At 34.0% G+C, this 26538-nt stretch carries 23 protein-coding genes; 15 read left to right on the top strand and 8 right to left on the bottom strand.

The window, feature by feature from the left end; translation table 11 throughout:
• Positions 1-60 precede the first annotated feature (60 nt).
• The 8 genes from GAPWK_RS09075 (at position 61) to GAPWK_RS09115 (ending at position 8537) form a co-directional block, all read left to right on the top strand.
• Positions 61-747: a LexA family transcriptional regulator gene (locus tag GAPWK_RS09075; protein WP_025315918.1), complete on the top strand. Its 687-nt coding sequence runs from the start codon at positions 61-63 to the stop codon at positions 745-747.
• Positions 748-991: 244 nt separating this feature from the next.
• Positions 992-2110 (top strand): tRNA 2-thiouridine(34) synthase MnmA, encoded by a 1119-nt coding sequence (mnmA, locus tag GAPWK_RS09080; protein ID WP_025315919.1) that lies wholly within the window; start codon positions 992-994, stop codon positions 2108-2110.
• A gap of 1 nt (position 2111) precedes the next feature.
• A complete protein-coding gene (hflD, locus tag GAPWK_RS09085) occupies positions 2112-2759 on the top strand; it encodes a high frequency lysogenization protein HflD (protein ID WP_025315920.1) in 648 nt (215 codons plus the stop codon).
• Positions 2760-2806: 47 nt separating this feature from the next.
• Entirely contained in the window at positions 2807-4174 is a 1368-nt protein-coding gene (purB, locus tag GAPWK_RS09090) for an adenylosuccinate lyase (RefSeq protein ID WP_025315921.1), read from the top strand.
• A 127-nt stretch (positions 4175-4301) separates the two neighbouring features.
• The gene (gene hemC / locus GAPWK_RS09095; protein WP_025315922.1) at positions 4302-5222 is read left to right on the top strand and encodes a hydroxymethylbilane synthase; all 921 of its coding nucleotides are present in this window, start codon (positions 4302-4304) and stop codon (positions 5220-5222) included.
• Positions 5219-5947: a uroporphyrinogen-III synthase gene (locus tag GAPWK_RS09100; protein ID WP_025315923.1), complete on the top strand. Its 729-nt coding sequence runs from the start codon at positions 5219-5221 to the stop codon at positions 5945-5947. Before hemC ends, GAPWK_RS09100 begins: the two co-directional genes overlap by 4 nt.
• Before the next feature lie 225 nt (positions 5948-6172).
• Positions 6173-7627, top strand: a complete 1455-nt coding sequence (locus GAPWK_RS14290; RefSeq protein ID WP_025315924.1) for a uroporphyrinogen-III C-methyltransferase — start codon at positions 6173-6175, stop codon at positions 7625-7627.
• A 10-nt stretch (positions 7628-7637) separates the two neighbouring features.
• Complete coding sequence (locus GAPWK_RS09115; RefSeq protein ID WP_025315925.1) at positions 7638-8537, top strand: heme biosynthesis HemY N-terminal domain-containing protein; 900 nt, start codon at positions 7638-7640, stop codon at positions 8535-8537.
• Positions 8538-8578: 41 nt separating this feature from the next.
• On the opposite strand, the gene GAPWK_RS09120 is transcribed toward GAPWK_RS09115, so the two are convergent.
• Together GAPWK_RS09120 and GAPWK_RS09125 are read right to left on the bottom strand one after the other, a co-directional pair.
• Positions 8579-8902, bottom strand: coding sequence for an AzlD domain-containing protein (locus GAPWK_RS09120; RefSeq protein ID WP_025315926.1), 324 nt, complete (start codon positions 8900-8902; stop codon positions 8579-8581).
• Positions 8899-9594 (bottom strand): AzlC family ABC transporter permease, encoded by a 696-nt coding sequence (locus GAPWK_RS09125; RefSeq protein WP_025315927.1) that lies wholly within the window; start codon positions 9592-9594, stop codon positions 8899-8901. The genes GAPWK_RS09120 and GAPWK_RS09125 overlap by 4 nt, the downstream gene beginning before the upstream one ends.
• 247 nt (positions 9595-9841) lie before the next feature.
• Here GAPWK_RS09125 and gmk point away from each other — a divergent pair, with 247 nt between their 5' ends.
• Positions 9842-10468 (top strand): guanylate kinase, encoded by a 627-nt coding sequence (gene gmk, locus GAPWK_RS09130; protein WP_025315928.1) that lies wholly within the window; start codon positions 9842-9844, stop codon positions 10466-10468.
• Positions 10469-10650: 182 nt separating this feature from the next.
• On the opposite strand, the gene gloA is transcribed toward gmk, so the two are convergent.
• On the bottom strand, positions 10651-11058 hold the full coding sequence (gene gloA / locus GAPWK_RS09135; protein ID WP_025315929.1) for a lactoylglutathione lyase: 408 nt from the start codon (positions 11056-11058) through the stop codon (positions 10651-10653).
• 248 nt (positions 11059-11306) lie between these two features.
• On the bottom strand, positions 11307-11807 hold the full coding sequence (locus GAPWK_RS09140) for an outer membrane lipoprotein (RefSeq protein WP_025315930.1): 501 nt from the start codon (positions 11805-11807) through the stop codon (positions 11307-11309).
• Between the two features lie 377 nt (positions 11808-12184).
• Between GAPWK_RS09140 and GAPWK_RS09145 the strand changes: the two genes are divergently transcribed.
• Positions 12185-12697: a hypothetical protein gene (locus GAPWK_RS09145; protein ID WP_025315931.1), complete on the top strand. Its 513-nt coding sequence runs from the start codon at positions 12185-12187 to the stop codon at positions 12695-12697.
• Positions 12698-12791: 94 nt separating this feature from the next.
• A complete protein-coding gene (pgm, locus tag GAPWK_RS09150) occupies positions 12792-14429 on the top strand; it encodes a phosphoglucomutase (alpha-D-glucose-1,6-bisphosphate-dependent) (RefSeq protein WP_025315932.1) in 1638 nt (545 codons plus the stop codon).
• A gap of 433 nt (positions 14430-14862) precedes the next feature.
• On the opposite strand, the gene GAPWK_RS09155 is transcribed toward pgm, so the two are convergent.
• The 4 genes from GAPWK_RS09155 to ubiG all read right to left on the bottom strand — a co-directional run bounded on the left by GAPWK_RS09155 (position 14863) and on the right by ubiG (position 19484).
• Positions 14863-15168 carry a DUF6694 family lipoprotein gene (locus GAPWK_RS09155; protein WP_025315933.1) on the bottom strand — a complete coding sequence of 102 codons (306 nt, stop codon included), beginning with the start codon at positions 15166-15168 and terminating at the stop codon, positions 14863-14865.
• A 565-nt stretch (positions 15169-15733) separates the two neighbouring features.
• Positions 15734-17200: an IMP dehydrogenase gene (guaB, locus tag GAPWK_RS09160; RefSeq protein WP_025315934.1), complete on the bottom strand. Its 1467-nt coding sequence runs from the start codon at positions 17198-17200 to the stop codon at positions 15734-15736.
• Between the two features lie 141 nt (positions 17201-17341).
• Positions 17342-18664, bottom strand: coding sequence for a gluconate transporter (gntT, locus tag GAPWK_RS09165; RefSeq protein ID WP_025315935.1), 1323 nt, complete (start codon positions 18662-18664; stop codon positions 17342-17344).
• A gap of 109 nt (positions 18665-18773) precedes the next feature.
• Positions 18774-19484, bottom strand: coding sequence for a bifunctional 2-polyprenyl-6-hydroxyphenol methylase/3-demethylubiquinol 3-O-methyltransferase UbiG (gene ubiG / locus GAPWK_RS09170; RefSeq protein ID WP_025315936.1), 711 nt, complete (start codon positions 19482-19484; stop codon positions 18774-18776).
• Positions 19485-19819: 335 nt separating this feature from the next.
• On the opposite strand from ubiG, the gene GAPWK_RS09175 reads away from it, so the two are divergent.
• The 4 genes from GAPWK_RS09175 to GAPWK_RS09190 all read left to right on the top strand — a co-directional run bounded on the left by GAPWK_RS09175 (position 19820) and on the right by GAPWK_RS09190 (position 26534).
• Positions 19820-21181 (top strand): sodium-dependent transporter, encoded by a 1362-nt coding sequence (locus GAPWK_RS09175; protein WP_202961640.1) that lies wholly within the window; start codon positions 19820-19822, stop codon positions 21179-21181.
• 307 nt (positions 21182-21488) lie between these two features.
• Positions 21489-23366 carry a molecular chaperone HtpG gene (htpG, locus tag GAPWK_RS09180; RefSeq protein ID WP_025315938.1) on the top strand — a complete coding sequence of 626 codons (1878 nt, stop codon included), beginning with the start codon at positions 21489-21491 and terminating at the stop codon, positions 23364-23366.
• Positions 23367-23582: 216 nt separating this feature from the next.
• Positions 23583-24425 carry a BglG family transcription antiterminator LicT gene (licT, locus tag GAPWK_RS09185; RefSeq protein WP_025315939.1) on the top strand — a complete coding sequence of 281 codons (843 nt, stop codon included), beginning with the start codon at positions 23583-23585 and terminating at the stop codon, positions 24423-24425.
• A 204-nt stretch (positions 24426-24629) separates the two neighbouring features.
• Positions 24630-26534 (top strand): beta-glucoside-specific PTS transporter subunit IIABC, encoded by a 1905-nt coding sequence (locus tag GAPWK_RS09190; RefSeq protein WP_025315940.1) that lies wholly within the window; start codon positions 24630-24632, stop codon positions 26532-26534.
• Positions 26535-26538 lie beyond the last annotated feature (4 nt).

Raw genomic sequence — 26538 nt, forward strand, 5'->3', positions numbered from 1 at the left:
CACATAAAAAAACGAAACAAAACTATAAAAACAAAAAAAATTCATAAAATGGAATAAAAAATGAAAGAAAATAATTTTAAAACGCTAAATGAGCAAGAAAAAACGAGTATTTTGACAAAAACAGGCGTAATAAATTTTAAAAATAGATTAACTTTATTATTAGAAGGACTATCCGGTAACGCTTTTGCCAAAAAAGTTGGCATGTCAGAAGCTGTAATTCGAGATTATTTATCAGGTAAAACCTACCCATCTTTAAATCGATTAGCTATTATTGCTCAAAAATGCGATGTACCTATTGAGTGGTTAGCGACAGGAAAAGGAGATTGTCGTTTGCTTACTGATCCTATAGGTACAGAATCAATTCGTATTCCTTTTCATGACTTGAATAAAAACGTTAATCCATTGTCACGAATTGAATCTATACCTTTTGAAATAAACTTAATAAAAAATCAAGGTTGTAAAAGTGAGGATTTAACTGCAATTTGGGCAAAAGGTGACAGTATGGATCCGACTATATCCAACCATGATATTTTGATCATTAATAAAGCATATTGCAAACCGATTGATGGTTATCTTTATGCTGTACAATATGATGATCAAATTTGTGTTAAACGAATTCAAAATCAGGGGACTAACTTAGCTTTGTTATGTGATAATTCTAAGTATCCAACAATTTTAATCGATAAAAATTCACCACAAAATTTAGAAATTATTGGACATGTCATCTATTTATTGAAAGATTTTTAGTAAAATACCTTCATATAATATTTTAATAACTCTGTCGCTAATTATACGTCTGAGTTATTAAAAGAATTATTAACTCGTTTTTTTCCGTTCTTATAAACTTTAAAATAAGTTTAAAAAATGTAAAAAAGTTTGAGGTTAACCCTATGTTTTAGTCAATACAGCCACAATATAAGGTATAACTTTATGCTTTTTTATTGGGGTATGATAAAATTATCAAAATTGTTAAGCCTATTATTTTGTTATTATGTCAAATGTAAATACCCCCAAAAAAGTTGTTGTCGGGATGTCTGGCGGCGTTGACTCATCTGTATCAGCTTATCTATTACAACAACAAGGTTATCATGTTGTTGGCTTATTTATGAAAAATTGGGAAGAAGATGATACCGAAGAGTATTGTTCAGCATCGGTTGATTTAGCCGATGCTCAAGCCGTCTGTGATAAATTGAATATCAAATTACACACTATCAATTTTGCAGCTGAATATTGGGATAATGTTTTTGAACATTTTTTATCTGAATATAAAGCCGGTCGCACGCCAAATCCAGATATTTTATGTAATAAAGAGATCAAATTTAAAGCCTTTCTTGAATATGCAGCAGAAGATCTTGGTGCAGACTATATTGCAACTGGTCATTATGTGCGCAAACGAGAAAGTAATGGCAAATTTGAATTATTGCGCGGAGTGGATAACAATAAAGACCAAAGTTATTTTCTTTACACGCTAAGTGAAGCCCAAATTAAACAAAGTTTATTTCCAGTGGGAGAACTTGAGAAACCGAAAGTGCGTGAAATAGCCCAACAATTAGATTTAGCAACGGCGGCTAAAAAAGATTCTACAGGTATCTGTTTTATTGGTGAACGAAAATTTAGTGACTTTTTAGCGCGCTATTTACCTGCAAAAGCAGGCTCAATTCGTACTGTAGATGGTGAAATAATTGGAAAGCACCAAGGGCTTATGTATCATACATTAGGACAACGTAAAGGCTTAGGGATTGGTGGTTTAAAGCAAGCTGATGATACTCCTTGGTATGTTGTAGACAAAGATTTACAAAATAATGAATTGATTGTTGCGCAAGGACATGACCATCCTGCATTATTTTCTGATGGATTAATTGCTAGCCAATTACATTGGGTTGATCGTAAAGTTGTTAGTAAACCTTTTACATGCACCGTTAAAACACGTTATCGCCAAGAAGATATCGCTTGCCAAGTTAATCCTTTATCAGAAGATAAAATTGAGGTGATATTTACACATCCTGTTGCTGCAGTAACACCTGGACAATCAGCCGTCTTTTATCAAGAAGAAGTGTGTCTTGGTGGCGGTATCATTGAAGAGCGAATTATTGGTAGACAGGAGTTATAGAATGGACGGCAAATATCATCATATTGCTATTGCACTTGCAGGAATTGTGCAAAGTGCATTATTAATTCCGCAATTAGCTAATTCAGGAATCTGCAATACTACATTATACGAACGCTCGGTAAAAAGTGTGTTTATAACCTCACCCAAAACGACATTAGATGTTTATGGCGGTCTACACAACATTAAAATTGGGTTACAAACACTTATTGAGCTATTATCATCTGGACAAAAAGAACAGATGGAAATAATGCGTTATGTTTTTAGTTCCCTAAATATTACCAGTAAATTACTAAAAAATAATGATTCACTAAGCAAGATAGATCAACGATTAAAACACATTACCAGTCTTTATCCTGATTTAAATGATGAAACAATTGGTAATAATATTGAAGATTTATCCTATTCATTAGCTGGAATTTATTCTGATATTGTCAGCCCTATATCCACCAAAATACAGATAACGGGTAAAGCCAAATTTTTACAAAATGCTTTTATTCAGGCTAAAGTCAGAACTGCTCTTTTGGGCTGTATTCGTTCTACCATTTTATGGTATCAAGTCGGTGGTGGTCGTCTACAATTTTTGTTTCAGCGCAAACGCATTTGTGATGCAGCTCAACAGTTATTACAAACAATTGATACAGCTTATTAACGTATATCTTATATTTGATATTTCAAAATTGTAACGGAGTTAAACCGATGGAATTATCTGCACTTACTGCCCTTTCGCCTATTGATGGCCGTTATGGAGAAAAAACAACACAATTACGTACCATTTTTAGTGAATATGGTTTATTAAAATACCGCGTTCAAGTTGAAGTCCGTTGGTTACAAAAATTAGCATCTCAAGAAAATATTCCTGAAGTTCCAGCATTAAGCCAATTGGCAACTGAACATCTTAATCAAATCATTGAAAATTTTAATGAGCAAGATGCTCAGCGAATTAAAGAGATTGAAAGAACTACCAATCATGATGTGAAAGCGGTTGAATATTTTTTAAAAGAAAAAGTCAGTAGTAACGAAGAACTGCATGCTATCAATGAATTTATCCATTTTGCATGCACTTCCGAAGATATTAACAATTTATCGCACGCTTTAATGCTAAAAACCGCCAGAGAAACGGTGTTACTACCCTATTGGCAACAGCTTATTGATAAAATCACTTCGCAAGCAAAAGAGTATCGAGATTTACCATTACTTTCCAGAACGCATGGGCAACCAGCAACTCCATCTACAATCGGTAAAGAGTTTGCCAATGTTGCTTATCGTCTGCAACGTCAATTTAAACAACTCCAATCGGTTGAGATTTTAGGTAAAATTAATGGTGCAACTGGCAATTACAATGCACATATGGTCGCTTACCCACAAGTTGACTGGCATAAATTGAGTGAAGAATTTGTTTGCTCATTAGGGTTAGAATGGAATCCTTATACTACTCAAATTGAACCACATGATTATATTGCTGAGTTTTTTGATTGTATTGCCCGCTTCAATACCATTGTAATTGATTTCGATCGTGATGTATGGGGCTATATTTCATTAAATCATTTTAAACAAAAAACCGTTGCTGGTGAAATTGGTTCATCAACAATGCCACATAAAGTCAATCCAATAGATTTTGAAAATTCAGAAGGCAATTTAGGTCTTGCTAACGCGATCATGAACCATTTAGGTAGTAAATTACCTATTTCTCGTTGGCAACGTGATCTTACCGATTCAACTGTTTTACGCAATTTAGGTGTTGGTATTGGTTATGCAGTTATTGCTTATCAATCAACGTTAAAAGGATTAAGCAAACTTGAAGTAAATCAAAGTTATTTGCTTGAAGAACTTAATCGTAATTGGGAAGTGCTAGCCGAGCCAATACAAACTGTTATGCGCCGTTATGGAATTGAAAAACCATACGAAAAATTAAAAGAGCTAACTCGTGGCAAACGTGTCGATGCCCAAGGTATGCAACTATTTATTGAATCGTTGGATTTACCTGAGGAAGAAAAAGCACGTTTAAAACAGTTAACACCTGCTAATTATATTGGTTTTGCAGCCAGTTTTGTCGATAAGCTATAAAATTCAATAATTATTACGTATAACAACAACTTTGCTAAGGATTGATTATCAATAATCATCCTTAGTTCTATAAAAATAACAGAGTTAACCAAACCAAAAGCCTCATTTATAAAATTAGGAAAATGAATTGAAGATTCGTATTGCAACAAGGAAAAGCCCATTAGCGTTATGGCAAGCTAATTTCGTTAAACAAAATCTATTATTAGCACATAAAGATTTAAAGGTTGAACTTATTCCAATGGTGACTCAAGGTGATATTATACTTGATAGTCCATTATCAAAAATTGGTGGAAAAGGTCTTTTTGTTAAACAGTTAGAACAAGCAATATTAAATAATGAAGCAGATATTGCGGTTCACTCAATCAAAGACATTCCTGCCCAGTTTCCAGAAGGCTTGATGCTAGCAACAATCTGCCAAAGAGATGAGGTTCGAGATGCCTTTGTTGCTAATAAATATACCTCTCTAAATGATTTACCTGAAGGTGCGATTGTTGGTACATCAAGTTTACGGCGCCAATGTCAGTTGCGCAGTCATTTTCCTCATTTAATAATTAAAGATCTTCGTGGTAATGTAGGCACACGTCTCAATAAATTGGATGATAGGCAATATGATGCCATAATTCTGGCGTCAGTCGGTTTAAAACGTTTATCTTTAGAACACAGAATTACTCAATACATAGATACAGATTTAATGTTGCCCGCTGTTGGACAAGGCGCGATTGGCATTGAAAGTCGCACTGACGATAAACAAATATTGGACATTATTTCAGTTCTTGATGACAAAAAAAGTCGAGCTTGTATCCAAGCCGAAAGAGCAATGAATAACGCTTTACAAGGTGGATGCCAAGTACCCATTGCCGGTTATTGCGGTCTGAATAATGATCAATTAATGTTACAAGGTTTAGTGGGTCGTGTTGACGGTTCAAAAATAATTAAACAGCAGATAACGGGTTGTATAAACGAAGCTGAATCATTAGGTGAAGAACTTGCTCAACAGTTATTAAATCAAGGTGCAGATTTAATTTTAACGGAATTATTAGACGCATGATTTTTGTAACCAGGCCCTCTCCCGAAGGTGAAAAACTAACTGAGTTATTAAACAAAATTGATCGACCTGCACAACATTTGCCATTTTTTAAAATTTCACAAGGCCGTGATATTTTACAGTTACAACATCACTTAAACCAGCTATTACCCAATGATATCGTGATAGTGGTTTCCCCCCAAGTAACTCATGCCATTAATCACTATTCTACCAATTTGACCTTGCCCAAAAACATTAGTTATTTTGCAATAGGCAAAAAATCCGCACAATTATTTAAGCAATTCACCGAAGTTGAAGTTAATTATCCTGATAGAGAAGACAGTGAAGGATTATTAGTATTACTTCAACAACAATCAGTAAAACAACGAAATATTTTAATCTTATGTGGTAATTCAGGTCGCCCCTTACTGTCACAAACCTTAATGAATCGCCAAGCCAAAGTAAAATTAATTGAGTGTTATACTCGCATTCCTATAATCTACCAACCTGATATCTTATCTGAGCATATCTCACAACAACTCATTATTATTACCAGTATTGAACACCTCAACCAACTTGAATCCTATAGCAGTGATGAACACAAAAAGCAAAGTTATTTACTGGTAACCAGCCAAAGAATTTTTACAAAAGCTAAAGAGTTAACATGGCAAAATGTGTTATTGGTAAAAAGTGCGGATAATCAAACTATCTTTAATGCTGTAAAACAACACTTCCCTGCCTCGTTATAATAAACCTAATAGAATTGAAAAATGCTTATCGCTTAAATGGCAAGGATAATTATTTTTAAAAAAATTTTGTCGAATAAAATTTTAATTTATTGAAAGTAATAGCAAAGCAAGGCTAAAAAAAGTTATTATGGTCGTTTACTAATTCAAATAGCAAATTTTATTTAAAACTATAATGACTCTATGTCATAATATTGTTAATTATATCAACGCTAAATGAGGTCAATTATGCCATTACGATATTATGGTGCCAATGCTACACTTTCTACCATCAGCACCTCTTCATTTAGCCAATCTTCCACTATCACCACTTTAGATAAAGCGAACAAGACTATGAAAGAAGATAAAAAAACATCAACAACCGCCCAATCTAGTCCTACAGTTGAAAAAAAAGTTGCATCATCTAATAATGTCAATAAAGCACCTGTATCAAAACTATCCCTTTTAGCTATTGCGCTAACACTTGGTCTTGGAGGTTTTGTTTTTTATCACGGTCATACACAAGTTGAAAACCAAAAAAAGACGATTGCTAGTTTACAAACTGAATTAGCTGATTTAAAGCAAACCACCAAAGATAGTATTATTCATGATTTACAAAATAATATTACAGAAGCGGTAAATAGACAGAATCAACAGTTAGCAACATTAGAACAGCGAGTTGATGATCAATTGAATGAACAACAAAAAGCACAACAACAATTAACCAATCAGATCAATGATGCATTAAAACTCAATGAGCAAAATATTTATAACCTTAATGAACGCTTATCGTCCATGTCGGCAGCAAATTACAACGTCTGGTTAATTTCTCAAGCTAATTATTTAGTGCATTTAGCTGGCAGAAAAATATGGAATGAGCAAGATTATGCGACCGCTCGGTTATTGTTAAAAAATGCTGATGCAAGTCTTGCACAAACAAATGATCCAAGTTTAATACCGGCAAGACAAGCAATTACTGAAGATATTAATTCACTGTCTCAGGTAAGTTTTATTGATTATGATGGCATTATCATGAATTTAATTGGACTTTCAGAATCCCTGAATGAATTACCTTTAGTTGGTAACTATAAGCAAATAGATTTAGGTATGACACAACATGATGATGCAGTTGCCTCAAATCATACAGAATCGTCAAATACTGATACAACCAGTGCGCAAGGCATAAATTCAGGAGTTGATTCTGATAAGACTCATAATGATAAGCAAAGTATTACTACGTCAATTTCAGATTGGTCAAGTAATTTACTGACTAACACGAAAAACTTTATGGCTAAATTCATTACCATCGAAAACCTCGATGAAAAAGAAAATAATTTTAAAACCTGCCTATCTAAAGCAGGCTTGGATGAAAAACAGATGCTTAGATGCCAAATTTTTAAAGAACCATTGACTTTAGAACAATCACTTTATCTGCGAGAAAATATTCGTTTTCGTCTTTTAATAGCAGCTCAAGCAGTACCTCGACATCACGATTTAATCTATCAAAGAGCTCTTAGTGATGCTTTACTTTGGGTTAATGCTTATTTTGATAATAACGCACCAACGGTTAAAGCTTTCGTAGATGACCTTGATGATTTACTCAGCCAATCAATTAGCGACCAATCTGTACCTAATAAACTAGAAAGTATCAGTGAGTTAGAAAAATTGATGCAAACTCGTGTTCATTCAATGTTGGCAAACTAGGAGAATAATGATGCTTAAAATATTAATTATTTTCTTAGCGCTAGTGGGTGGATTTTTTCTAGGGCCATTATTACAAGGTCACCAAGGCTCCGCAGTTTTTGAGGTCGCCAATTATAAAATCAGTATGTCATTTATATCCTTTGTGATCTTAGAATTACTGGGTTTACTTTGTTTATACATTTGCTATTGGCTATTTGAGAAAATCTTTAATTCCAAAACAATGTTGGGCAACTGGTTGCGCTCAAAATCACCTAGAAAATCAGCTAAACGACTTGAGCAAGCACAGCTTTCATTACTTGAAGGTGATTATAAACAAGCCAGTAAATTTTTTATGAAGAGTGCTAAAGCGTCAACCAATACAGCGTTATCGTTCTTACTTGCTGCACAGACGCAAATCGACAATGATGAAGTAATTCCAGCTAATCAATCACTAGAACAAGCAGCTAAACATTGTCAGCCGAATGAATTATTTGCTTTTCAATTAGTGCAAGTACGTTTACAAATTAAAAACCGTGAATATGATGCAGCACGAGTAACAATTGAGAGTTTATTAAATGAGAAACCTCGTAATCCAGAAGTGCTAAGGCTTGCTGATCAAATCTATTATGATACACAAGATTATCAAGCAATCATTGACCTCATGCCTGCTATGTATAAAGCAGAAGCGTTTAGTGAGTCGCAATTAGACCAATTTAAACAAGTTGCCTATGTCAGTCGTATCAAGCAATTATCAACCGATAGTGATCCATTAGCCTTAATAAAATGGTGGAATTCACAACCCAAAGCGATTGTTAATAATGTTGCCTATAAAAGAGCGATGGCAAATTATCTTAATCAATTAGGTCAAACAGCTGAAGCGGATAAAATTCTTAATTCAATTACCAAATTAGAACCGAAAGAAAGAACATAAAAAACAGGGCGTTTGCCCTGTCTTTTTTTGTGCCTGTTTATTTAAACCAAGAAATACCGAATGACCGCCATAGAGCACATACCAACAACGACAATCCACATTAAATTTTTAGTCAAAATGGCAATCAATGTAGTTGGTATAGCCGCTAAACAATACTCAATGTTAAAGTTAGGAAATTCGCCTTTTTTAACAATAAAAAGATTTTGCACAAAAAGAGCCGTTAAAATACATAAAGGCACATAAGATAAGAATCGGATGACAATTTCAGGCAATTGTACTTTTCGTACCAATAAAAATGGAATTATTCTCGGCAACCAAGTAACAAGTCCACACCCTAAAATAATCAATAAACTGTATGTGGTCATGCTTTACGCTCCATTGCAACGCCCATAAAACAACCTGCGAATGTGCTGATAAGTATTGCCATTTCAGAAGAAATAAATCGTAATAGCAGTACCAATAAAGCACTAACCGTTAACATCGCAATAAGTCTGTTTGTTAACCTTTTGGTTTTATCACCAATTAACTGTAAATACAAAAGTCCGATAAACATAGCAACTAAAGCGTAATCTAACCCAAATTTTGTTGGATCGGGTAACCACTCACCAATTAAAGCGCCAATGAAACAGGAAAAAATCCAAGTAATGTAAGCGGTTAAATTTAGTCCATGCATCCATGCAGCATTAATAGGCTGTTTATTAGCGATAGCATTCATTGCCACAGCAAAACTCTCATCTGTTAATAAGCTACCAATCCCAATATTGTTAAGTAATGAGTATTTTCGAAAAGTCGGTGCGGTTGCCATACTCATTAAAAAATGGCGAGAATTGACTAAAAAAACGGTAAAAATAATAGCTGAAATAGGTGTGGCAACTAACATTAATCCTGAAACAATAAATTGTGAAGCTCCAGCATAAATAATAACGGCCAATAAAGTGATTTCTAATACAGATAGATGTGCAGATTTGCCAACAACACCAGCAGCAATACCGATACCAATATAACCTAATAAAGTTGGGATACAAGCGTAAACACCATCTTTAAATGTTAATGACATGTTCTTTCCTTAATATAATAACTTTACCACTAATGAATAATTATAATTTTTTGTAAAAAAGTTTGAGGTTAAGCATACGTTTCAGTATATTTTTTTAATTAATTTTAACTTAGCATAAACTTATACCAACTAAATAGCCTGCTTAATAATATGAGACAAACTATCGTTAAAGTTTGTTATAATATCGCCAAACCCGTCTTTATGACAATAAAATAACTTAATATAAATTAAAGTGGCAATCAAATATATGTATACTGGAACGCTATTTATTATCTCAGCACCAAGTGGTGCAGGTAAATCAAGTTTAATACGAGCTTACCTAGAGCAAAAGGATCATCATCCTGCTAAAGTTTCTATTTCGCATACCACGCGTAATCCAAGACCAGGTGAATTACATGGCACACATTACTATTTTGTCGATCATAAACATTTTGAGTCATTAATTGATGAACAAGCTTTTGTAGAGTACGCTCATGTGTTTGAAAACTATTATGGAACATCTAAAGCTGAGATTGAACAAAGTTTGTCACAAAGTATTAATGTATTTTTGGATATTGATTGGCAAGGAGCACAACAAGTAAGGGAAAAAATGCCACAAGCAAAAAGCATTTTCATTTTACCGCCATCATTCAAAGAGCTTGAAAATCGCCTAATTAAACGTGGTCAAGATGATGCAACTGTTATTAATAAAAGAATGCAAAAAGCCCAAGCAGAAATTTCACATTATAATGAATATGATTACATTATCATTAATGATGATTTTGAATGTTCTTTAAATGCATTAAATTCTATTATCAATGCAGCCAGTTTAGAGCAACCCAAACAAGCCTTAGCCAATCAACAATTACTCAAGGAATTGCTTGTGAATAATTAGTTATCGATCTGCACTAAATCACTAAATTAAGTTAGATAATTATTTGCATTAATTATTAGAGTGTTGCAGAGGATTCACAACAGTAATTTTACAAAACTATAAACCTTAGTTGATGTAAAAAAATTGATGTAAAAAATTAGTCGATCGCCGATATGAATCGGCGATTTTATGAGTAAATAAAATTAGTTACCTAATGCTTTATCCGCCTGATCATTTTGGATGAGTTCAATTTTATAACCATCTGGATCTTCAATAAAAGCGATGATCGTTTTACCGCCTTTAACGGGCCCTGCTTCACGCGTAACTTTGCCACCTGCTTGTTTTACATCATTACACATTTGAGCTACATCATCCACACCAATGGCAATGTGACCAAAAGCATCACCATGATTATATTGTTCTGTGCCCCAATTGTAGGTAAGTTCTATAACTGAACTGGAGGTTTCATCACCATAACCAACAAATGCGAGTGAATATTTATATTCTGTATTTTCACTGGTTCTTAATAGTTTCATTCTCATTACACGAGTATAAAAATCAATTGCACGTTGTAAATCTCCAACTCGAATCATAGTATGTAAAATACGCATTGCTTTATTGTTCCTTTTAATAGTTAACTACACTAACTGATTTTATCTGTTAGCAGTTATACAGGCAAATATTTTATATATGGATTAGAGTTTGAATTATAAATCGGATTGAAATGAAAAAGTTTTAGAGAAGCAATTAATTGTTAACTTGAAGTAATTATTATGCAAGTTGTATAACTCAAATTTAAACTTCAACTTTCGCTCGCTTCAAGCAAGCGAAAGTTAATACCAATGGTGTTACTAAACTATTATTTATTATAGGCACTACCATAGCGAGGAGATGCGCTTATTTGTTTACCATTACTTACTAAACGGACATGTTGCCCTGCATAAAATTCGTTAGGAGAGCCTTTTTGCACAATAACAATATTACCGCCATTTTCTCGCTTAATTTCTAACTCAACAGCATTTGTTTGACTAGCTTTATCTTCAATTGCGCTGCCAATTACTGCACCACCAATAGCGCCAGTAGCAATTGCTAAAGCTCTACCAGTACCATTGCCTATAGTATTACCTAACACCCCGCCAATCACAGCCCCACCTAGTGAGCCTACAACATTTTCATTTTTACCATTTGAAGCGTTGGTTTGAATTTTTACTGGACGTACAGATACAATAGTACCGTAACTAACTTGTTGAACTTGTTTTGCTTGATCAGTTGTATAGACATCACCGGAGTATATATCACTGTTGCTACAACCAGAGAGAAGTGAAACTAATATAGCTGCTGTGGCAATTTTTTTCATAATTTATTCCTCATATTATTGAGCATGAGCAAGCTCATACTATTTTAAGCATAATATTCTTTTGCAAAAACGACAATATGCTTTTCATTATTTTATCAAATGATAATACTATTTATTATCAAGTTGGGTTATACTCATTCTAATAGTTTATCTACCATACAATTAGTATATGAAACGGTTATTTTTTCATTTAATATTATCAGTTATGATATCCGCCTGTCATAATATAAACTAACATCAACAGACAACTGAAAAAGCAACAGCAAAATCAATAAATGATAATTGCTTGTCTGATGAAATAAACCACAATTTTCATTAACCGGACAACATTGCAATGCAAACAAGTCCAGTAAATTTATTTAATAGGCATAACTAACATAATGAAAACTATCGAAATTGACGAAGAATTATACCATTTTATCGCATCACAAACAAAACATATTGGTGAAGATGCATCCAGTATTTTGCGACGTTTATTAAAAATCAATCAGCCAGTTAAAACTAAAACTAACGTTGTTTCTCAACCTGAAACCCAATATACATTATTTAATGATTTATTAGATAGTGATCTGTTTATTAACGAAAAATCAATTATTAGCCGTTTTATATTATTACTTGGTGCACTTTATAACTATAATCCAGCCTTATTTTCCATAGCAGCCACCTCGTTACATGGTAGTAAGCGACAATATTTAGCTAAAGATAAAAAATCTTTAGAAACATCTGGTAAAAATACCAAACCACGCGAAGTGATAGGAACACCTTATTGGGTTATTAGTAATACCAATACGGCTAGAAAAATTTATATACTTGAATCAATAATGAGTGATATGGGGATTTCGGAAAATATGATAAACCAAGTCATCAATATTTTTTCATCACAAATAAAATAAAACACATAACTATATGTATTTTAAATAAGCAATAATTGTTACTCTAAATTTAGATTTAGATGTAAATATAAAATTTTGAAAAAAGGAGTATAAAATGGCAAATCACAGCCGAGCAGGATTATTAGCTGAGCCAGCCGATTTAATAAATGTTGAAACTTTGAAAAATAATTACTATCAAATTAGTCCTGACCCTGAAAATGCCAGTCAATTAGTGATTTTTGGTACATCAGGTCATCGAGGTAGCGCGAATAAAGGCACATTCAACGAGGCGCATATTTTAGCAGTTGCCCAAGCAATAGCCGAATACCGTAAAGCAAATAATGTCACTGGCCCTTGTTTTATTGGCCAAGATACACATGCTCTGTCTGAATTAGCTCTAAAATCTGTGCTTGAAGTTTTTGTTGCAAACGAACAAACAGTGGTTATCGCGCGCGATTGGGGATATACACCTACACCTGTTATCTCACATGCTATTCTGACTTTCAATCAAGATAAACAATCACAACTTGCCGATGGTATTGTCATTACTCCTTCACATAATCCACCTGAAGATGGAGGAATAAAATATAATCCAACTAATGGTGGACCTGCTGATACGGATATTACTAAACAGATTGAAAATCGCGCTAATGAATTACTCAAAAATCACCTTAACGGTGTAAAACGTGTCACGTTAGATAAAGCACTTAACTCATCTTATATTCATACTAAAGAATATGAAACAGATTATGTTAATGATCTGGAAAATATTTTAGATTTAGCATTAATTAAATCCTCAAATTTAAATATAGGTGTGGACCCATTGGGTGGTGCGGGAATCACTTATTGGCCGCGTATTGCTGAAAAATATGGTATTAACCTCAATATTGTTAATAATAAAATTGACCCTACTTTTAGTTTTATGCATTTAGATCATGATGAAGTTATTAGAATGGACTGCTCTAGTAGATGGGCTATGACGGGTTTATTAGATTTAAAAGATAAATTTGATTTAGCATTTAGCAACGATACAGATTCTGACCGTCATGGTATTGTAACACCTAAAGGATTAATGAACCCCAACGCTTATCTTTCTGTTTGTGTTAACTACCTTTTCCAAAATCGCCCACAATGGCATCAAGATATTGCTATTGGTAAAACATTAGTCACCAGTTCAATGATAGATCGCCTAGCAAATAGCCTTAATAAAACCTACTTAGAATATCCTGTAGGTTTTAAATGGTATGCAGATGGGCTTTATAACGGTAAATTAGGATTTGCTGGTGAAGAGAGTGCCGGTGCATCTTTTTTAAGAACGAATGGCAAAGTTTGGACAACTGATAAAGATGGTATTATTCTTTGTTTACTTGCCGCTGAAATGACAGCTAAAATTGGCAAAAATCCTCAAGAGCAATATCAAGAACTTGAAGCCATATTTGGTGTATCTTATTATGGACGGATTCAAGCACCAGCAACGTTTAATGAAAAACAAAAATTATCTAAACTTGATGCAAGTCAACTAACTACTGACAAACTTGGAGGCGAAAAGATCACCCAGTGTCTAACCACAGCTCCCGCTAACAATGCACCAATCGGTGGACTAAAAGTTATCACAGAAAATGGTTGGTTTGCAGCTCGCCCTTCAGGAACAGAAGAAGCGTATAAGATTTATGCTGAAAGCTTTATTAGTAATGAGCATTTAACGACTTTACAGAAAGAAGCACAAGAAATCGTTGCTAAGGCAATAAAATAACCGTAGCAAAAGGCGCATTTATAACTTATTAAAACAGAAAAAATGGCAGTCGTTATGGCTGCTATTTTGTTTTTCTAACAGAATTTCTAATAATTTTTTTGTAGTAAAATTACTAAATTCTCGAAATAAAAGTTACTTTTAGGAAGATAAATCTGAACACTTTGAATTGTTTCTTTTTGAATTTGAACGATAAAGTACTTATTGATATGAAAGAATCTGACAAAAATTTGGATAATTTTGGAAAGATTGCAACTTCTATTGAGTGATATAAACTACCCTATTTATTGTTAATAATAAAGATTTAATATTACTTTAAGGAACTATTTATTACACCAATTGTAAGAAATTATTCTTAATAAAATAACCAGTTATTCTTCAAATATCTCATTAAACTTTGTTAAAATATTGCAATCTCAAAATTTTAAAAATACATTTATTCTGCTTCTCCTGGTATTTTTTCGTTTTCACCAATTTTAATAATTTCTGCAGCAGTTTTACCATTAATTTTGTTTTTGATGATCTCCTGTTTTTTTTTATCGTCACCAGCGGCTTCAATAACAGAATTAATCATAATCTTACCGATTGAAATATTAAATGATTGTAACTTATCACCTTGAAGTTCATTTGCCATTTCAGAAATCGATTTTTGTAGATTTTCTGGGGAGGAGGCATCAATGGTTTTGTCACCACAACCTGTTAATAATACTAGCGAAATTAAGGCAATTAATATTCTTTTCATATCTCATTTTCCTTTATCCTTTTCCATTCATCCTTGAAAAACATTGAACATAACTTAATCTTATAGGTAATTTGATTACAGATCAAATTATTTACTCAAAAAAATAACTTCAAAACTCATTAATTTTATTAAATTTTTAAAACAGAATTTGCAAAATTATCAAATCACAATATTTATCAAATTTTGTAATTAACTATTGGGCAGTGTTATCCATTAAAATGATAACGTAGAAATAGCTTATGTTGCATTGGCAACCAATTAAATAAATGCACAAAGTCAACAGCAAAAAGAATTTTAATATAGTAAATTTGATAAATAAAAAAGATTTTTGTAAAAAATATTCAGGAGTCTATATCATTTCGTTTATTTTTAATCCTGATTTAATGTAAAAATATGAATCATTATTAACATCACGAAAGATAAAGAATATGGATTTGGATGTGGAATATCATTTATTAAAGGGACTTGATTAGCCCCTTTAGTTCCGATAGATTATTAGTAATAATAAGTGATATTTATTTTAAAATATCTCAAATCAAACTACACTAGAAAAAATGTAATAAAATTACACCCCAGCTCGATAATTAGGCGGCTCTTTAGTAATTAAAACATCATGTACATGGCTTTCTTTCATACCTGCGCCAGTGATGCGATAGAATTTCGATTTAGTGCGTAATTCATCAATAGTTGCACAACCGGTTAATCCCATGCAAGAACGCAATCCGCCCATTTGTTGGTGGATGATTTCTTTTAATAAACCTTTATAAGCAATACGCCCCTCAATACCTTCTGGTACGAGTTTATCAGCGGCGTTATCTGTTTGGAAATAACGATCGGACGATCCTTTCGCCATTGCACCAAGTGAGCCCATACCACGATAAGATTTATAAGCTCGACCCTGGAACAATTCAATTTCGCCAGGAGCTTCTTCTGTACCAGCAAACATAGATCCAACCATAACACAGGCAGCGCCAGCGGCAATAGCTTTGGCAATATCACCAGAAAAACGAATGCCACCATCGGCAATAACTGGAATATTATATTTTTGAGCCATCTCAACTGCATCCATAATCGCGCTAATTTGCGGTACACCCACACCAGTAACGATACGAGTGGTACAAATTGAACCAGGACCTATTCCCACTTTAACGGCATTAACGCCAGCATCAATGAGTGCTTTAGCCCCTTCTGCTGTTGCGACATTACCTCCGATAATTTGTAAATCAGGATAAGCTTTTCGCGCTTGGCGAATACGCTCTAACACACCCTCAGAGTGTCCATGCGATGAATCAATTAATAACACATCAACGCCAGCTTCAACTAATGCAGCAATACGTTCTTCATTTCCTTCCCCCGCACCGACTGCGGCACCCACACGCAAGCGCCCTTTTTCATCTTTACATGCATTAGGTTTTTGTTCAGCTTTATTATAATCTTTGACGGTGATCATACCTTTAAGATGAAATTTCGCATCAACAACTAACACTTTTTCGACGCGATGTTCATGCATTTTTTTTAAAACAATTTCACGCTGTTCGCCTTCTTTTACCGTAACTAAACGTTCTTTCGGCGTCATTACCGCAGTAACGGGCAGTGATAAATCAGTTGCAAATCGAACATCTCGTGCAGTTATAATACCCACTAATTCTTGTGACTCAGTCACAACTGGAAAACCAGCAAATCCATATTCTTTCGCTAAATCGGTCACTTCTTTGATAGTAGCTGTCGGTAAAACAGTTACCGGATCTTGTACAATCCCGCTTTCATGTTTTTTAACTCGTCTTACATGATTAGCTTGATTTTCAATCGACATATTTTTATGGATAAAACCTATGCCGCCTTCTTGCGCGAGTGCAATGGCTAAATCAGATTCAGTAACAGTATCCATTGCTGCTGAAAGCATTGGAATATTTAATTTAATGGTTTGGGTAAGTTGCGTACTGATATCAGCGGTATTGGGTAAAACAGTGGAATGGGCTGGGACTAATAACACGTCATCAAACGTGAGGGCTTCTTTTACTATACGAGACATGACAATATTCACCATTGAGTTGAGTTGTTGATAAAATATTGCCGATGCATTCTACTCACTTTTGCGCAAAAAGACCAGCGGTATTTAAGAAAAATTCCTTAGCAGAATTATCCACTAAGGAAAAAATAAAAATGCGGTAAATTAGATAAATATATTGATCGCTAAACAACCCACCAATCCACACACCGAAATGACAGTTTCTAACAATGACCACGACTTCATGGTTTCGGTAATGCTAAGGTTAAAATATTCTTTGAATAACCAAAATCCAGGATCATTAACATGAGAAAACACCACGCTACCTGCTCCAGTCGCAATTACCATTAATTCCGGACTTACTCCTGTAGAAGCGATTAATGGAAATACAATGCCACCAGCTGTTAATGCCGCAACCGTTGCCGAACCGAGAGCTAATCGCAATAATCCAGCAATTAACCAAGCCATAATAAGAGGCGATATATTGGAGGCATGCATCATCTCTTCAATATAGACTTTAACGCCACTATCAACTAAAACTTGTTTAAAGGCGCCGCCACCACCAATAATTAATAACATCATGGCGATGATTTTAATTGAATCCGCTAAAGTCGTATTAATTTGAGCCATTGAACGACCACGGAAAATCCCAAAAGTGAACACCGCAACAATAACTGAAATCAATGTCGCGATTATTGGATCACCAAAAAATTCAACATAAGGCAGAATCAAATGCCCTTTTGGTAATGTCATTTCACATACCGCTCGAATTGACATGAGTACAACAGGAATTAAAGCAGTAAATACGCTGACAACAAAGCTTGGCATCTGTTCATCAGAAAATTGTTTTGAATTGTACAATCCGTCTTCAATAGGATGATTAATGGCTCGTATAAAAGGCATTTTGGCAAGTACTGGACCAGCTAAGATCACAGTCGGAATACCTATGATGGTACCGTAAAGTAAAGTGCGTCCCATATCGGCTTTAAATATTTCAGCGATAGCGGTTGGTCCTGGGTGAGGAGGTAAAAAACCATGAGTAACAGATAAAGCGGCCGCCATAGGAATACCAATATATAATGGAGATATACGAAGCGTTGCTGCTATGGTTAATACGAGCGGTAACAATAAAACAAAACCTACCTCATAAAATAAGGCAAAACCAACAATAAAACCTGTAAGGGTCACTGCCCATTGTATTTTTTTATCGCCAAAAGTATTAATTAACGTTGTTGCAATGCGCTGTGCGCCACCACAATCTGCTAATAGTTTGCCTAGCATGGCACCAAAACCCATAATTAATGCTAAGCTACCTAGTGTTCCTCCTACTCCATTTTTTATGGATTGAACCACTACCATTACGGGCATACCTTCCATTATGCCAACACTTAAAGCAACAAGAATCAAGGCAATAAAACCATTGACGCGTAACGGCAACATTAAGACAAGTAATAAAGCTACGCCTATAACTATAATGAGTAATGGCATGAATATTCCCTCTAGAATAATTTAACATGTTATCGGTAACATTTGGAATTATAGAGGAAAATAAAAAAAATAATGGAAAAAATGTCTAAAATGAGAATTTGATCACATTTTACAAATTTGAGGTTTTTTGGGCTGTCAAAATGTAATTAACATCAATGTTTGATCCCAACTTAAATTCATTTTTAAGTATGTGGTATTCCATGCCTATGATATCTTCAACATCCAATTTTGCTTGTTCTACCCAATTCATTAATTCTGATGGACGAATGAATCGATTAAAATCATGAGTCCCTTTTGGTACTAATCGAGCAATATATTCTGCGCCATAAATCAGCAATAATTTAGCTTTATGATTCCGATTTATAGTAGATAAAAAGAGTTTACCATTCGGTTTAAGTAGCGTTGCACAAGCTTGAATAATCGAAAATGGATCGGGTACGTGTTCTAATAATTCCATACAGGTAATTACATCATAGCAAGCCGGATGTTCTTTAGCATGATCTTCAACGGTTTGCTTTTGGTAATTAATAATTAAGTTACTTTCTTTTGCATGAAGCAGGGCAACTGCCAGTGATTCATCAGCCAGATCAATCGCTGTAACATCTGCACCAAATTTTGCAAGACTTTCTGATAGAATGCCTCCCCCACAGCCGACATCTAACACTCGTTTATTTTCTAAACACCCAATTTGTTGTTTAATATAATCCACACGTAGAGGATTGATAATATGGAGAGGTCTGCATTTACCATTTGGATCCCACCATTGAGCTGCTAACTGAGAAAATTTACTTATTTCATTGTAATCAATATTTTGTGTCATGGGATCTCGTATACCAAAAATTCAATTAAATAGACTCTATTTTATGTCATGATCAGTATGAATTAAAGAATAAAATAGACTGCATTCTCAATAAAATATTAGTGAATAATCAGTATGGCTAAAGTAAAACTTATAAATAGTCAATACTATAATTATTTATTAAAGCAAATAATTCTAATTTTAAAATAAATAGTTATATTAAAATTTATAATGAATTCTTGTTTCCCCTTGTATTTCATGGCATGATTTGCAGTTTTATGCTTCTAATAAAGTAATGGTTAGACATTAATTAAAGCTACAATTAAATAATTATTTTGAGGGCAAGGTAAAAATTCATGAGTACAGGTACTATGAAAAAAAGTCACTCTCAGTGGAGTTCACGCATGGGATTCATGCTTGCTGCGGCTGGTTCTGCTGTTGGGTTAGGAAACATCTGGAAGTTTCCATATATGGCGGGTGAAATGGGCGGTTCAGCCTTTGTATTGACCTATTTACTGTTTATGTTTTTAATTGGCTTACCAATTTTGGTTTTAGAATGGTTAATTGGTCGTCGTGGCCAAAAAAACCCAATTCACACAATGGAAGATGTTGCAGTTTCAGAAGGTCGATCTAAATTATGGAAATGGGTGGGTATTATTGGTGTACTCGGCTCATTTTTAATTCTCTCATTTTATAGTGTTATTGGTGGCTGGGCAACAGACTATATCTTTTTAGCAATTAAAGGGACTTTTAATGGTGTTGATGGTGCGGGCACTGGTCAAATCTTTAGTAATTTTCTTGGCAACGTTAACAGCTTATTAATATGGCATACCGTTTTTATGGCGGCTAATACCCTTATTGTTGCTTTGGGCGTTGGCGCTGGTTTAGAGCGTTCATGTAAGGTCATGATGCCAGGCTTAGGCATATTGCTATTGGTATTAGTTGGTTATGCCGCTTATGTGAGTGGTCCATCTTTTGGCGAAGCATTTAACTTCTTGTTTACTCCAAATTTATCAGCACTAAATGGCACCGCAATTTTAGCAGCTCTAGGTCATGCCTTTTTTAGCTTATCATTAGGTATGGGTATAATGATGGCGTATGGTTCCTACCTTGGTAAAGATGTAAATTTACTATCAACTGCACGTACTGTGGTGATTTTAGATGTAATAGTAGCAATGTTATCTGGTATGGCGATATTCCCACTTGTATTTGCCAACGGTTTAGAAGCAGGTTCGGGTCCTGGGCTTATTTTTGTTACACTTCCAATTGCCTTTGGTAATATGGCTGGAGGAACTATTTTAGGTTGCTTATTCTTTATTTTCTTAACTTTTGCAGCATTAACTTCTTCAATTTCATTACTTGAACCTACAGTTGAACTCTTAGAAGAAAAAACCCATATGGGACGTAAAACTGCAACAGTGGTAAGTAGTATTCTCATCTGGGCATTAGGTATTGCTTGTATTTTGTCATTTAATGAATGGTCAGACGTAAAATTATTTGATAAAAATATTTTTGATTTACTGGATTATTTAACAAGCAAAATCATGTTACCTGTTACTGGCTTAGGCACGGTAGTGTTTGGGGCATGGATGATGAATCAAAAACGTATTCGTGAAGAGTTAAACTTAAATGAATTTTGGTTCAGTATTTGGACTGTATTATCTCGATTTATTGTTCCAATTGCAGTTATCTTAATTTTGATTTATGGATTTATCTAAATAATATCAAAAACATATAATACCCATATTCTAAGCCTTGATATCCATCAAGGCTTTTTTTGTACCTTCTTTAACAAAAAACAGGCAAACAAATAATAAATTTTACAAACTTGTATTGAAATCCTATTTTTTATTCCCATATAGCAATACAACAATAAATCAAACCATTATATTAATATTATTCAGTAAATATTAACGACTAAAGCTACATAATATATTGACAAAATTCATACAAGTTTGTCGATAATAAAGTCATGTAGTTGATAACGTTAATTGAAATAACTAAATATAGTAGAGGAACTAGTCAATGAGTAAGCAAGGCACTGAAACTCGTGGATTTCAATCTGAAGTTAAACAAATTCTACATTTAATGATCCATTCTTTATATTCCAATAAAGAGATCTTTTTAAGAGAGCTAATTTCCAATGCATCTGATGCAGCCGATAAACTTCGTTTCAAAGCATTAGAAAACCCAGATTTATATGCCGGTGATGGTGAACTTGGTGTGCGCATTTGGGTAAACAAAGAAGCAGGTACCCTATCGATTTCTGATAATGGTATTGGTATGACGCGTGATGAAGTTATAGAAAATTTAGGAACCATTGCAAAATCAGGCACCAAAGCATTTTTAGAGTCAATTGGAAGCGATCAAGCTAAAGATAGCCAATTAATTGGTCAATTCGGGGTTGGTTTTTACTCTGCCTTTATTGTTGCCGACAAAGTTACAGTTAGAACACGTGCAGCGACTGCTAAAGCCGACCAAGCCGTCATGTGGGAATCAGCTGGTGAAGGTGAATATACTATTTCTGATGATAATAAAGAAACTCGCGGTACAGAAATCACCTTACATTTAAAAGAAGATGAAAAAGAGTTTTTAGACGATTGGCGTCTACGCTCAATTATCAGCAAATACTCTGACCACATTTCATTACCTGTTGAAGTGCAAACCACTGACGAAGAAAGTAAAGAAGTCAAATGGGAAAAAGTTAATAAAGCTCAAGCACTTTGGACACGTAGCAAATCAGATATAACTGATGAAGAGTATAAAGAATTTTATAAACACCTATCACATGATTATGCTGATCCATTAAGTTGGAGTCATAACCGAGTTGAGGGTAAACAAGAGTACACAAGTTTACTGTATATCCCAGCCAAAGCACCATGGGATATGTGGAATCGCGATAATAAACACGGATTAAAATTATATGTTCAACGTGTATTTATTATGGATGATGCGGAACAATTCATGCCAAACTATTTACGTTTTGTGAAAGGTTTAATTGATTCAAATGATCTTCCATTAAATGTATCGCGTGAAATTCTACAAGATAATAAAATCACCCAAAGTTTACGTAATGCATGTACAAAACGCGTACTGCAAATGCTTGAAAAATTAGCTAAAGACGACAAAGAACAATATCAACAGTTCTGGGGCGAATTTGGTTTAGTATTAAAAGAAGGTACAGGTGAAGACTTTGCTAACCGTGATGCGATAGCTAAATTATTACGTTTTGCTTCAACCCACACTGATAGTGATGCTCAAACAGTATCGTTAGAAGATTACATCAGTCGTATGCAAGACGGTCAAGAAAAGATTTACTACATTACAGCGGACAGCTATGGAGCGGCAAATTACAGTCCTCACCTAGAGTTATTCCGTAAAAAAGGTATCGAGGTATTGTTATTATCCGATCGTATTGATGAATGGATGATGAGTAACTTAACTGAATTTGATGGCAAACAATTCCAATCAGTAAGTAAATCTGACGAATCTATTGAAAAACTGGCTGATCAAGATAGTGAAGAACAAAAACAAGTTGAAAAAGAACTTGAGCCATTTATTGAAAGAGTAAAAACAGTATTAGGTGATAAAGTTAAAGAAGTTAAAATAACCCATCGTTTAACTAACACACCTGCCGTTGTCACAACTGCTGCTGACGAAATGAGCACACAGATGGCCAAATTGTTTGCTGCTGCTGGACAAAAAGCACCTGAAATCAAATATACGTTTGAAATCAATCCAGATCATAAACTTGTGAAACGTATAGCGGACACCCAAGATGAAAGTGCGTTCACTGATTGGGTTGAGTTATTACTTGATCAAGCATTACTTGCTGAAAAAGGTTCACTAAGTGATCCAAGTAAATTTATTCAAACTATGAATAAATTATTAGCACAAGAATAGATAATATCTAAAATACAGCCCCGATAGAATTAATTTAATCGGGGCCTTTTTATAGGTGATTTTCTATTTTTTCTGTTCAAGTATTGATAATAAAATAATTTATTAGCAACTAGATTCTGATAAAAATTTGATGTTAATCACACTTTTTTATTTTTCTGCTTTTCATTTTTATTTTGCAATTCATAATAAAAAAATTTAAAAATTAACCTCAATTCAATGAAAGTTCATAAAATATTAAATAATAATGTAATTGTTACACTGGATGATAAAGGAAAAGAGTTAATCCTTACAGGTCGAGGTATTGGTTTTAAAAAACGTGAAGGAGATTTAATCGATATCAATCTAATTGAAAAACAGTTTTCGTTAGATAATAAAGATATATTACCTAAATTTAATGAATTACTTTCTGAAATTCCATTAGAGGTGTTAACCACTTCTCAAATTATAATTAATCATGCTAAAGCATGTATGGAAAGTAAATTGCAAGACAGTATTTATATTTCACTCACAGATCACATCCATTTTGCTATTGAGCGCCACAAGCAAGGATTTGATATTCCTAATGGCTTTTTATGGGAAATTAAAAAATTCTATCCCAAAGAGTTCCAAGTTGGTCTTTATGCATTATCGGTTATTAAAAAACGCCTTGGTATAGAACTACCCGAAGATGAAGCTGGTTTTATAACCTTTCATATTATCAATTCACAACTTAATGGTACCATGCCCAATATAGTCAATATGACTAAAATCATGCGTGAGATACTTAATATAGTTAAATATCATTTCAACATTGAATATGATGAAGATTGCCTATCTTACCAACGGTTTGTAACACATTTAAAATTTTTTGCGCAACGAATATTAAGTAAAGGAACACAAACGCAGCAAGATTCTTCACTCTACGAAATTGTTCGCCAAAAATATCATCAAGCTTACTTATGCACTAAGCAAATTGACTTACATCTGATCCAACAGTATCAGCATCCACTTACTGATGATGAAAGTTTGTACTTAACCATTCATATAGAAAGGTTAAGAACTGAACTAAAAAAAACATAAATGTGAGTTATATCACAATTTATTAATCACAGATTGAGAAGTCATACCATGTCATAAAAAATTATGCTAACCTAAATATCTCATTTACTGGATTGTCATTGCATAGCATATTATTGCTATGCAAGCAAAACCTAGCTCTCTTAATAATAAGGGAACTAGGTTTTTTTTTGCGCAATTTAAGCGTTAAACAAATAAGGATAAGGAATGAAAAACAAAGAACTTGCCGAATCAATCATTGATAAAGTTGGTGGAAAAGATAATATTACCAGTCTAGTTCATTGTGCTACTCGTTTACGTTTTGTATTAAATGATGAAAGTAAAGCTGATGCAGAATCACTGAAAAAACAGAAAGGTGTGATTACGGTAGTAAAAAGCGGTGGACAATTTCAAGTGGTAATTGGCAATCATGTTGCCGATGTATTTAGTGACATAATGCAGCTTACCAATCTTAATGAAAATAGCACGACAAATGCTAACCCTGATAAAAAAATGGGTGTTTTTTCAAAATTAATTGATTTAGTTTCCGGTATTTTTATTCCAGCGTTAGTTGTAATTGTCGCTGGAGGTATTTTTAAGGGAATAATCGCTTTATTGCAAGTGTTAGAGATTGTCAATGCGGATTCTGAAACTTATAACTTCTTGTTCGCAATTGCCGATGCGCCATTTTATTATTTACCAATCATTTTAGGTTTTTCAGCCGTTAAAAAATTCGGCGGAAATCCTTACGTTGGTATGGCATTAGGTGGAGCATTAGTTCATCCCAATATCGTTGGTATGTTGGGTGGTGCATTTGAACTACAAACTTCATTATTTATGATACCCATCAAGTTAATTCCTTATGCATCATCGGTGTTTCCTATAATCATCGCTAGCTGGTTCTATTCGTTATTAGAAAGCAATTTTAATAAGATTATGCATGATTCGTTTAAAAAATTCATTGCCCCATTACTTGGTATTATCATTACCGTACCATTAACGTTTGCCGTCATTGGCCCAGTTGTAGCATTTTTAAGTGATATTGTTGCGGCTGGCATTATCAATGTTTATGAACTTAACTCGGTAATTGCATCGATGATTTTAGCAGGACTTTGGCAAGTGATGGTTATTTTTGGTATTCATTGGGGAATGGTGCCATTTGCGATGAACAATTTTGCCCTTTACAGCCAAGACTTTATGATGCCTATCTTGTTCCCAGCAGTATTTGCACAGGTCGGTGCTGTTTTAGCGGTCATGTTACGCAGTAAAGATCCACAAATGAAAACGTTAGCCAGTTCGTCGGTTTTATCAGGTATTTTTGGGGTAACAGAACCTGCCATCTATGGAATTAACTTACCATTAAAACGCCCATTTGTTATCGGCTGTATATCAGCAATGATTGGCGGTGGTATTGTTGGTTATTACCATTCGGTTATCTATTCATTCAGCTTTATTAGTATTTTCTCATTCTTACAATTAATTCCGCCAACAGGAATTGATGAAAAATTCTATGCGGTGGTATTTGGTTCTCTCATTTCATTCGGTGTTTCTACAACTGTAACTTACCTGTTTGGTATACCAAAAGATAAAAAAGCAGCCGATGAAAATCAACCGCAAAACAATGAAGATAAAAAACAAACCGATGAAGTTAAACAAGTCGATACAATCACTATTTCAAGCCCGATGACAGGTAAAGTGATTCCATTAAGTCAAGTTAATGATCCTACTTTTGCAGGAGAACTAATGGGTAAAGGTTCGGCAATCATCCCAACAATTGGTCAAGCATTAGCGCCAGAAGACGGAGAAGTGGTATCCCTATTTAGAACCAAACATGCTATTGGACTTGTAACTAATTCAGGTGCAGAAATACTGATTCATATTGGTATCGACACCGTTAAATTAGATGGACAACATTTTAAAGCACATATCGAAGCAGGTAGTAAAGTTAAAAAAGGCGATCTATTAGTCAGCTTTGATATTGATGCTATAAAACAGGCTGGATTTGAAGTCACAACTCCAATAATTATAACAAACACTGATAACTATAAAGATATACAAACTATTTTTATGCAAGATGATATTCAAGCTGGCGATGCATTACTAGCATTAAATAAATCCGAAGATAAGGAGTAAATAC

The sequence above is a fragment of the Gilliamella apicola genome (assembly GCF_000599985.1).
In the GTDB taxonomy this organism is placed as follows: Bacteria; Pseudomonadota; Gammaproteobacteria; order Enterobacterales; family Orbaceae; genus Gilliamella; species Gilliamella apicola.

What these genes read in the sequence shown, in the direction of transcription:
- GAPWK_RS09125 (WP_025315927.1), bottom strand. Translation starts at nt 9,594, where the DNA reads ATGTCATTAACATTTAAAGATGGTGTTTACGCTTGTATCCCAACTTTA.
- mnmA (WP_025315919.1), top strand. Translation starts at nt 992, where the DNA reads ATGTCAAATGTAAATACCCCCAAAAAAGTTGTTGTCGGGATGTCTGGC.
- gmk (WP_025315928.1), top strand. Translation starts at nt 9,842, where the DNA reads ATGTATACTGGAACGCTATTTATTATCTCAGCACCAAGTGGTGCAGGT.
- GAPWK_RS09155 (WP_025315933.1), bottom strand. Translation starts at nt 15,168, where the DNA reads ATGAAAAGAATATTAATTGCCTTAATTTCGCTAGTATTATTAACAGGT.
- GAPWK_RS09175 (WP_202961640.1), top strand. Translation starts at nt 19,820, where the DNA reads ATGAGTACAGGTACTATGAAAAAAAGTCACTCTCAGTGGAGTTCACGC.
- hflD (WP_025315920.1), top strand. Translation starts at nt 2,112, where the DNA reads ATGGACGGCAAATATCATCATATTGCTATTGCACTTGCAGGAATTGTG.
- GAPWK_RS14290 (WP_025315924.1), top strand. Translation starts at nt 6,173, where the DNA reads ATGCCATTACGATATTATGGTGCCAATGCTACACTTTCTACCATCAGC.
- GAPWK_RS09100 (WP_025315923.1), top strand. Translation starts at nt 5,219, where the DNA reads ATGATTTTTGTAACCAGGCCCTCTCCCGAAGGTGAAAAACTAACTGAG.
- htpG (WP_025315938.1), top strand. Translation starts at nt 21,489, where the DNA reads ATGAGTAAGCAAGGCACTGAAACTCGTGGATTTCAATCTGAAGTTAAA.
- gntT (WP_025315935.1), bottom strand. Translation starts at nt 18,664, where the DNA reads ATGCCATTACTCATTATAGTTATAGGCGTAGCTTTATTACTTGTCTTA.
- GAPWK_RS09190 (WP_025315940.1), top strand. Translation starts at nt 24,630, where the DNA reads ATGAAAAACAAAGAACTTGCCGAATCAATCATTGATAAAGTTGGTGGA.
- licT (WP_025315939.1), top strand. Translation starts at nt 23,583, where the DNA reads ATGAAAGTTCATAAAATATTAAATAATAATGTAATTGTTACACTGGAT.
- GAPWK_RS09115 (WP_025315925.1), top strand. Translation starts at nt 7,638, where the DNA reads ATGCTTAAAATATTAATTATTTTCTTAGCGCTAGTGGGTGGATTTTTT.
- pgm (WP_025315932.1), top strand. Translation starts at nt 12,792, where the DNA reads ATGGCAAATCACAGCCGAGCAGGATTATTAGCTGAGCCAGCCGATTTA.
- gloA (WP_025315929.1), bottom strand. Translation starts at nt 11,058, where the DNA reads ATGCGTATTTTACATACTATGATTCGAGTTGGAGATTTACAACGTGCA.
- GAPWK_RS09145 (WP_025315931.1), top strand. Translation starts at nt 12,185, where the DNA reads ATGAAAACTATCGAAATTGACGAAGAATTATACCATTTTATCGCATCA.
- ubiG (WP_025315936.1), bottom strand. Translation starts at nt 19,484, where the DNA reads ATGACACAAAATATTGATTACAATGAAATAAGTAAATTTTCTCAGTTA.
- GAPWK_RS09120 (WP_025315926.1), bottom strand. Translation starts at nt 8,902, where the DNA reads ATGACCACATACAGTTTATTGATTATTTTAGGGTGTGGACTTGTTACT.
- purB (WP_025315921.1), top strand. Translation starts at nt 2,807, where the DNA reads ATGGAATTATCTGCACTTACTGCCCTTTCGCCTATTGATGGCCGTTAT.
- GAPWK_RS09075 (WP_025315918.1), top strand. Translation starts at nt 61, where the DNA reads ATGAAAGAAAATAATTTTAAAACGCTAAATGAGCAAGAAAAAACGAGT.
- guaB (WP_025315934.1), bottom strand. Translation starts at nt 17,200, where the DNA reads ATGTCTCGTATAGTAAAAGAAGCCCTCACGTTTGATGACGTGTTATTA.